This window comes from Bartonella taylorii 8TBB (assembly GCF_902825155.1).
In the GTDB taxonomy this organism is placed as follows: domain Bacteria; phylum Pseudomonadota; class Alphaproteobacteria; order Rhizobiales; family Rhizobiaceae; genus Bartonella; species Bartonella taylorii_A.
Genome location: NZ_CADEAG010000015.1, coordinates 1 through 8,554, shown reverse-complemented (window position 1 = coordinate 8,554; position 8,554 = coordinate 1). Strand labels below are relative to the sequence as shown.

The 8,554-nt window shown below is 45.7% G+C and carries 7 protein-coding genes and 1 pseudogene; all 8 read right to left on the bottom strand.

Going from position 1 to position 8,554, the window contains the following annotated elements; all coding sequences use genetic code 11:
* A partial coding sequence (locus J7R13_RS08065; RefSeq protein WP_208438226.1) for a phage tail tape measure protein occupies positions 1 to 850 on the bottom strand: 850 nt, incomplete at its 3' end.
* Positions 851 to 981: 131 nt separating this feature from the next.
* Positions 982 to 1,395: a hypothetical protein gene (locus J7R13_RS08060; RefSeq protein ID WP_208438225.1), complete on the bottom strand. Its 414-nt coding sequence runs from the start codon at positions 1,393 to 1,395 to the stop codon at positions 982 to 984.
* 9 nt (positions 1,396 to 1,404) lie between these two features.
* A complete protein-coding gene (locus tag J7R13_RS08055) occupies positions 1,405 to 1,923 on the bottom strand; it encodes a phage major tail tube protein (protein WP_208438224.1) in 519 nt (172 codons plus the stop codon).
* Between the two features lie 3 nt (positions 1,924 to 1,926).
* The gene (locus J7R13_RS08050; protein WP_208438223.1) at positions 1,927 to 3,210 is read right to left on the bottom strand and encodes a phage tail sheath C-terminal domain-containing protein; all 1,284 of its coding nucleotides are present in this window, start codon (positions 3,208 to 3,210) and stop codon (positions 1,927 to 1,929) included.
* 112 nt (positions 3,211 to 3,322) lie between these two features.
* Positions 3,323 to 3,574, bottom strand: a complete 252-nt coding sequence (locus J7R13_RS08045) for a hypothetical protein (protein ID WP_208438222.1) — start codon at positions 3,572 to 3,574, stop codon at positions 3,323 to 3,325.
* 9 nt (positions 3,575 to 3,583) lie between these two features.
* Positions 3,584 to 4,900, bottom strand: a complete 1,317-nt coding sequence (locus J7R13_RS08040) for a Bgr_08870 family protein (protein ID WP_208438221.1) — start codon at positions 4,898 to 4,900, stop codon at positions 3,584 to 3,586.
* A gap of 13 nt (positions 4,901 to 4,913) precedes the next feature.
* Positions 4,914 to 8,261 carry a DUF4815 domain-containing protein gene (locus J7R13_RS08035; protein ID WP_208438220.1) on the bottom strand — a complete coding sequence of 1,116 codons (3,348 nt, stop codon included), beginning with the start codon at positions 8,259 to 8,261 and terminating at the stop codon, positions 4,914 to 4,916.
* A gap of 1 nt (position 8,262) precedes the next feature.
* Positions 8,263 to 8,554, bottom strand: a pseudogene (locus J7R13_RS08030) (phage tail protein); the annotation flags it as partial.

Below are 8,554 nucleotides of genomic sequence, written 5' to 3'. Positions count from 1 at the left end.
TGGCATCTTTGTCCAGATCTTGCATAAATTTTTCGCGGGAAAGCCCGATATTGGCAAAAGCATCTTCAATATGTTTACCCCCTGCCTGAATGCGCGCACTCATCGCATTAAAACCACGCGCTGCACTTTCTGGAACGATACCAGCAGAAATCATCGCCGTACCAAAAGCCGCGGTTTCCCGTGCTGTCAACTTAAACATGGTTGCCGCACCGGTGGCGCGATTGGTAAAGTCAGACACTTCGCTTGCTTTTGCCGCCATGTGGTTAGAGAGATGATTGATGGCATCACCTAAATCTTCAATGCCTGCTTGATTAAGCTTAAAGACATTGCGCAATTTGGCAAAACGCTCCCCAATCTCATCCCCCGTCATATCAAAAGCAACAGCTGCTTTGGCAGCGTAAATGCTAAAAGCTTCTAGATCTTGTTCGCCAATCCCAGCTTGGCTGGCACTGGTCATCAGTTCCAAAACTTCACGCGCCGCTAACGGAATTTTGGTGGAGGTTTCCAAAGCAAAGCGACGCAATTCTTTTAAACGATGAAGAGGAGCATCCAGAACCTTTTCCAAGCCTTTCATCGATTGGTCAAATTGCATGGCTTTATAGAGGGGTGCAATCAAGGTTGCTGTTTGCGCAATGGCACCCACCATGCGCCCCCGCGCATGGTTGAAAGCATTTTCCGCATTTGCTGTTGCTTCCCTCAAGTGCTCAGGATCAAACCAATTTTTAAAGTGCTGCCTTGTCTTGTTTTGGAAATGGGCAACATCTGAACTAAAGGCTGCAAGATCACGCTTAGCAGAGGCTATCCCCTCTTGCAGATGATTAACAAAACGCACAACAAGGGAAACATCCATGATCGTCTCTTATCCTAACTGATGGCTTTCATATTCTTGTTGTTTCAGGCGTGCGAGTTCTTCTCGATAGGCAATCACATCCAGCCAATCCATCTGGTTAATTTCTGAAGGCGCCCAATGATAATAAAGCGCTAGTTCTGCTCCAAATTGTCCGGCGGAGAGGATTGGCGTGTGGGAAAAAAAGCAAAAAAAGCCTTGAAGACAGCAAGAATGTCAACAACATCAAGACGATCAATCAATTCAACGGATTCATGAGACATATCCGCTAAAAGCGCCACTATCCCTTCCATGGCTTCATGGGTCAATAAAGCCTCACAAAGCTTGGCAAAAAGAACATCATTGCTCAAGGGTGTTTTATCTTTTTCTACAGCGGGCAAAAGTGACTTTGCAAGCTGTGGTCCAATCAACACGGCTAATTGCTTAGCTTGTTTGAAAGTGGGGCGATAAAAGGTCAATTTCTTGCAGAGAGATTCTTTGCCACCTTTATCCTGATAAAGAAGTGGAACCTGCAATTCCACATCAATGCTGGTTTGTAAACTTGTCATGATCAATTCCTATAAGTTGAGAATAGAGCGGCGGCGGCCACCGATCTCTTGTCCGTTGCGCACAAGCCAACCGCCCCGTTTGAACGAAAAGCGGTGCAAAACAGAACCATCCCAATATTCGGTATAGTCCCAAACATTTTTGATCTCGCAATCATAACCTGTTGCCTTGCCAGCCGTTAAGCCTTCACTATCGACTTTGATCAAACGCCCTGTGACATCAATGGAATGCTCATGCTCACGCCCGTCTTCTTCAGAGATCACATGTTTTTTGCCGGTAAATTTATGACGAAGACCAGGAGGACCACCAAAGATACCGATAATTTCTGGTGTGTGGCTGCGGATTTTCATTTGCAAACCGAGGGCTTTCACACCAAGACCAGCAACATCAATTTGCATATCAGAACCGCCTGGTTGATAGGTTTCTGTGATTTCTTCCAGCGTGGGCAATTTAAGCGTTTCAAGATCGAGATGAAGATTCACATCATCATCAACAATCAGGGTAAAACCGCGTACAATACGTAAAGTCATGCTTTAACTCCTTGCTGCTTTGCGATAAGTTTCAAGTGTATCGCCAAATTGATAGGTCATTTTCTTTTGGATATCTTGCGCCAACCGGTCAAAATAAGCGCTATTGCGCCGGCTGGAGAAACTTAAATCTTCTAGAGGAGGGACTTCTTCTGCATCAAATTCCACCCGTAACTTTCCCAATTGCAAAGTGCTGTTGGAATTTAAATCGCGGTCAAACCAAACCCGCCCACCCAAAAGGGCACCACGGGCAATCATATCATCAAGAAAGCTGGTCAAAGAGCGGGTAATGGCAATAACATGTTGACCGGTCAGATTCTCGTCATTCGCCCAAGGGCGGAAATTGTTGATGATGGTTTTTTCCAATGCTGCACGGGTGCGCACCACATTGACAAAACGCCAGAGTGGATCACTAGAGGTGGTATGGTTTCCCCATAAAATGCGTCCATTGGCAGCTATTTTTCCATGCGCATTTTGGCTAAGCCGTGCTGGAATAAAGGTAGCAATATCGGCTTGATTGAGGCGATTAGCCTCATGATCGATTTCGCCATCAAAATAGCTAATCGGGCGCGCCGTGCCTAAAATGCCTTTGACATCTTGATTTGAAGGAGACCAAAAAACACCTCCCCTTTGCTTATCACGTTTGATAAACATCGCCGCCGCAAAGGGACTTGCTGGTTTAACACTCCAACCACCCTCACTATTTGCCACCCGTACAAAGGGGTCAATGAGATAACAAAAGCGTGAGGAAAAATCTGCGCGATAGGCAAGACTTTCTTGCGTGTTTTTACCCCCCGTATCAAAAACCGCAATCGCTTGCAGCTTTTCGGCAACCTGTTCAAGCGCATCTGCTAGCGGATTTTTGCCATTATCAAGGCGTCCTGCACTATAAGCTGGTGCCAGTAAAATCCCAGGCTCTACCCCTAAATGCCCACGCGCATGTTTCAGCGCATGCACACCGGTTAAGGAAGCGTAGGATCCCACCATTTCCGCTTGTGTCTCAGCAATGGTCGACTTTTCTTCCACGCGCACAAGGATAATTTGTGCCTCAATCCCCTGTGCACACACAGCATTAATCACATCAAGAGCTGTACCTCTTGCCCCAAGCTTTTGGATTTTCTCACCCTCATGTGTGAAGAGTAGCACAGGCTCGTTGAGGGGAAAAACTTGATTGTCAGCATCAGGTGCTGTGACAACCGCACCAATAGCGGTTTGATCAAATGTTGCTAAGGGACGGGAATCCTCACCAGCCTCTACAATACGAATCCCATGATTAAATTCTGTTGCCATCTTGCTCTCCAAATCAATGAAGAGACTATAACAACCATCACTATGCTCCATAAGCCTGACACTGTCAGTCAAAAAGGACTTTAAAGAAAGAAAAACATACAAGCCTTATCGCCTAGACTTGATCATCTTTCTCTTGCGGTTCTTTTACAGGCTCTACAGGTGCATCTGTTTCTGCCATTTCAGCAGATGAAAGCTGTTTTGTGTTTTCATCAACAATAGGAGGAGAGAATACTCCATCCTTATAACTCCAGCCGATTTGTGCTTCATGTGAAGGAATGGCTTCACCATCAAAGGCGTGAACATAATCTTCTGAGGCTACGATAATGTTTGTTACTACACCATTTTCAACAACTGCATATTCCATCAAAAACTCCTATATAAAAAATCTTAATAATACTGCTCCATCACCACCATCACCGCTGTTGTAGTTCCATGCATCCTTTCCGGAAAAATAGCCACCGCCGCCACCGCCAGCATCAGCTTGGTTTTTACCACCTCTGCCACCTTTCCCACCTTTATCACTTTCACCACCCCAGCCGCCGTCACCATTACTAGATCCGCCACCACCACCAGCACCACCAAAAAGAGAGCTTCCACCGTTACAGCTTCCGCCATCTCCACCATCACCGCCAGAAAAAATAAAGTTTTTAATGCTAGAATTACCTCCTGTTCCTCCTCTGCCTACTGTTTGGGTAACTCCGCTACCCTGAGAACCTGCACTCCCACCATTGGCGACGAGAAGATCTTTAATAATCGTTGCACCACCACTGCCATTTTTACCACCACGACCAATTTGAATATTTCTTGATTTTCTAAGTTGAGATCCTTTAATTTGAATGCGTACACATTGTCCTCCGCCTCCTCCACCGCCACCGTAGTAGGTATATGTGATACGACCGCTCTGAGTGCTTTTTAACCAGCCTCCAGTCTCCCCGCTGCCACCACCACCCCACGCCCATATTTCGATTTCTGTGTTATCGGTCATACCTTCGGGCAATGGAATGGTGCCACTTTCTGTCATCAGGATTTCAACTGGTTTTTTGGCTAATGAAGCAATCAATTTATCTATTTCACTTTTCGTATAAACAGCTTCACCATCAACTTTAAGCGGTCCTTTAAGCGAGCTTCCCGTTGTACTTAGGCTGGTGACCACTTCACCATTATGGGTAAGGCTAAACGGAGAATTACCCAAAAGCTCTAAGCCACCACTCATAGTGACTTTGCTGGTAAATTTATTATAATTCTGCCATTCATTGGCTTGTTTTAAGCGTCCATAGCTTGTGAGATCTTCGTTGATCTTGGCTCTAAATTCATCCAATCCCACGATATCTTCTGTTTTATGTTGATGCGTTCCCAACAATGATATTGCACTGCCAAAGGTGAAGTTATTATTGCTTGATTTATAGAGAACATAATTGTTGGCCGCATCCTTAGCGCCCTCGATATCGCTTAAATCAGCAAAAGTGAAGGTTTTATCCGCTGCCATCTTGGCCTTAAGAGTTGCTTCAAGATCTGCAACATCACTTATTGTGTGCGTGTGTTTTGAGGGTGCTTTTCCCTCTAGCTTTTCCTCAATATCAACAATGGCTTGATCAATTTTCGTCAAGTTTTCGCGCAAGATTGGAAATTCAGAACTGATAAAACGTCCTTCTTTAGGCAATTCCATCTGTAGCTTTTTGGTTTTTTCCATCTCTGTTCTCCCCTCATAATATGCCGGCGCCAAAATCGCTCACCATTGACCGCGCTGCGGGTCCACCGGTAAGTGTGAGTTTGAGGCGTGCTTGTTTGGCTGTTTTATCGCTGCTCACAAATTTGCGCTCTGTCCAAAGCGGCTCGGATAACTGTTCTGTTTCCTCTAATGTGAGAGGGGTGAAAGCACCGTCATCCAGTTGCATCTCGAGTGTAAAGGTTGCACCGCCCGGTAAAAAGGTTTTGATATAGCTGGTCAACCTTGCCTTTTCGCCAAAAGCAAAAGCACGGGTGACATAAGTGGCTTCCTTATGAATCTTTCCCGCAATCAATTGAACAGGGGCAAACAAAATAGGCGAGAGTTTCTCTGTCCCTTTGAGAATGGCACGGAGCTTGACTTTTTCACTGATATATTCGGTAAGGCTTAGTAATTGAAAGGGCAGGAGTTGATAAACCGTGCCATTGTTTCTTTCAATTTCAAAGATGACAGAACACTCGCTTGAAGGCAATTCAATGGCTGCGCGTATTTGTAAATCAGAGCAGTCCACAAGATCAAATGTGCCAAGATCAATGGTTTTTTCTGTTTGTGTGTAGCGGGCTGCCAACACACGAAACGCCAGTGCTTCATTTTGATGGGCAGTCCAGCTTTGCGCGTTAACTGAAGAAAAACGTGGACCAGTCACATAAGGATGACTTGAGACGTATCTCTGGTGTTCTGCATCAAAATCTCCAAGTTTTGCTAAGGAGACGGAATGGTCAGCATCATCGGTTTTAATGACAAAAGCCGTTAAGCGGTCATCCATCACTAACAGTGGTACATCATAGCGTGCCTCTGCCCAACCTGTTTTTGCACTCTTCATAGAATAAAAGCTTTGTGCTTGAATATCGGCGGTCGGATAACCGTTTTCGGTGGTGACCAAATCAATCACTAGATCATGGTCCTGATTACCGATTTTGCAAAGATGAAAGTCAATACCTGTGATTTGCCGTGTTTCATCAGGAGTAAAGACCTGCGCTTGTGGGTCAAATTGTGTCCAGATACGCACCGTGGTGGTGCGCCGCATCACTTTCACATCAATCACGCCTTGCCCAGTAAAAAGACCCGTAGCAATGGTTCCCCCTTTTCCCCGTGCCACAACATTTTTTGTGCCAGCAGGAATGTTTTCAGGAATCTTAAAAGTACCTTCAAGTATCCCCTTGGCATTGGCAAAAAGGTAATCATTCGGCAAGACATTCACACCATCAAAGGTAAGACTTTCTAATTGTTCTAACTTGCCAAAACCTTCAATTTTAAAGTGAAGGGTAATTTGTCTTAAGAAATCGATTTGTTTTTGAGTCTCATTGATGAGATCATCATGCACTTCTGTGTTACGGATAGTTCTGCCACGGTTCCAGCCCATATTCAGTTGATTGGTGACACTCGAGAGCCAATCGGTGCGCTGTTCATGCCAAAAATCTGTTGCGGGTTCAAGGGTTACTGTACCAGGCAGGGTTGCAAAATTTTGATAGGGGTTGATTTTTTCGCAAGCCGTTGTCAACTCTTGCGCAATGATCACTTCATTTGTCCAGTCAAGCGTAACAGGCGCTTTTAAAGGAGCAGTGTAAAATGTTGGATCAATGGCGAGCTGTAAAATGCCACTGCCTACAGCCCCCGTTTGCTGAAAGCCTTCATCTCTGTAAGAGTCATCAAGAAAGGGGTCAGCGAACATGCCCTTTTTGGCGACAGGCTCTTTAGAGTCCACATTGCTTTTAATGCGCTCTAATTGCATCAATCGATCAAGGGAGAGCACCCGTTGAAAATAGCGCCACATCTCATCATAGGGGGCAACACGCGTGCCATCATTAACCACAAGAGGAATATCAAGCCAATTGTTGCTGATGGTTGCAAGGGATAACACATCATCAGGGACACTTGGTGCCATGGGGTGGTCTGATGAAACCCCTTTGATGTAAACCACATTGCCTTGTGTGTTGAGACCTATACGGTCAATGCGCGGTAATTTGTAAGTATAACTGACAATAATATCACCACCATCAGCACCACCTGATACTGTAATTTCCTGTGCTGTTACCTTATCGGCGGTGATTTTTGCACGGTAACGATATGTCACCTGATAGGTGCTTCCCACTAAAGGTTCGTCTCCCACGGGTGCCCAATCAATGGTGTCTCCTGTTTTTTTAAAATCTGTGCCTTCTTTAAATTCCTTGCTTCCTTGAACAACTTTAATAAATGCGGTGATGCTTTTATCAGGAACACCATCACGCCCTGCGGCAACTGCACCACGGGTGAGCGTGACGGTTTTTTCTTTTGTCAACAAAAGAGACTGAATATCGGCAATGGGAGCATAATAGGTTTTAAAGGTAAAGCTTGTTTTCCCTTTTTGAGGTGCAAAAATATGCGTTTCTTCAGGAGTAGTATGCCCGTAAGCAACAAGGTCGGCGATGTCACCACCAGAATCTATGGCGATGTCACCACCAGCATCTGGGGTGATGTCACTACCAGCATCTGGGGTGATGTCACTACCAGCATCTGGGGTGATGTCAGAACCAGCTTGAATGTCAGATTGAGAGCTTATTTCCTCTTTTTGGGGTGTAAAGATATGGGTTTCGCTTGGCACAACGCTTGTCGAAAAATCTTCCACCTCTTCATGGCGCAAGGCGGCTAAGCGTTTGCGTTTAAAGCCATTGATATTGGCTTCTCCCTCTTGAATGCTAAAGACTTGGCAGCCGTTATTGGCTCCCAATGCACTCACACGGCAGCCACTCACGATATAATGCCCATGCGCACGGTCGTAAGTAGCAATAGCTTGCATGGCGGGTTCAAGCAATGATGGGGATTTTTGGTCAATCAGAACACCATCTTGCAAAATATAAACCGGGAAGAAAGTGCCATCTTGAGCATCCTCTTTCAGAGCCCAAACAAGCTTTGCTGTTTCGCGTGCGGCACCAGGTTCTCCTTCTGCCAAGGTGCCTGGAATTTGTCCCAACAGCTCTGGATCATCCTCATGTGTACTCCACTGTTTCTGGAGCTTTACACCGATTTCAATGCGCCCAATCATGGAAACATTGTTGAGTACAGCGGGTGCAACGGGGAAAATATCGCCTGCGATATAGATCTTGCCATCCGTTAAAGTGACGGTTTGTGTTTCTTTGTTGACAAAAGCATCGGCGCGTTCAACGCGGTCTCCTTCTTGTGCCACAAGGCGCCCCAAGCGGTTATGGCGTCCCCTTATGATGGTTTGAACCTCGTTGAGTTCACCAGCTTGAATAAAGGGACGTTGTCCATAAAAGACAACGCTTTGTTGTTCGTCTTTGCCGCGAGATCTGTCAATTGCAAAGGGCAAACCACTTTCATGCTTCATATTAAAACCTCAATAAAATCTTGAATTGTTCGCGAACATCGGCACGCAAAGGAATAGTGATAGGCGTTTTGAGTATCTCCACACCGCCACTTAGTTCATCAGGCTCACACCAAAGTTTGCCAAAGGGGATATCTTGTTTGGGAATGCCGTGAACGAGAATGGAAATAAATGCTGCTTGTTTGCCGTCAACATCGCGAAAGTCTGTGCGGGCTGCAACAAGAAGCGCCGTGCCCCTCCGGGAGGGCTGATAGTGATTGCCACAATGGCTGTACACACCATCCAAAGCCTGTTCG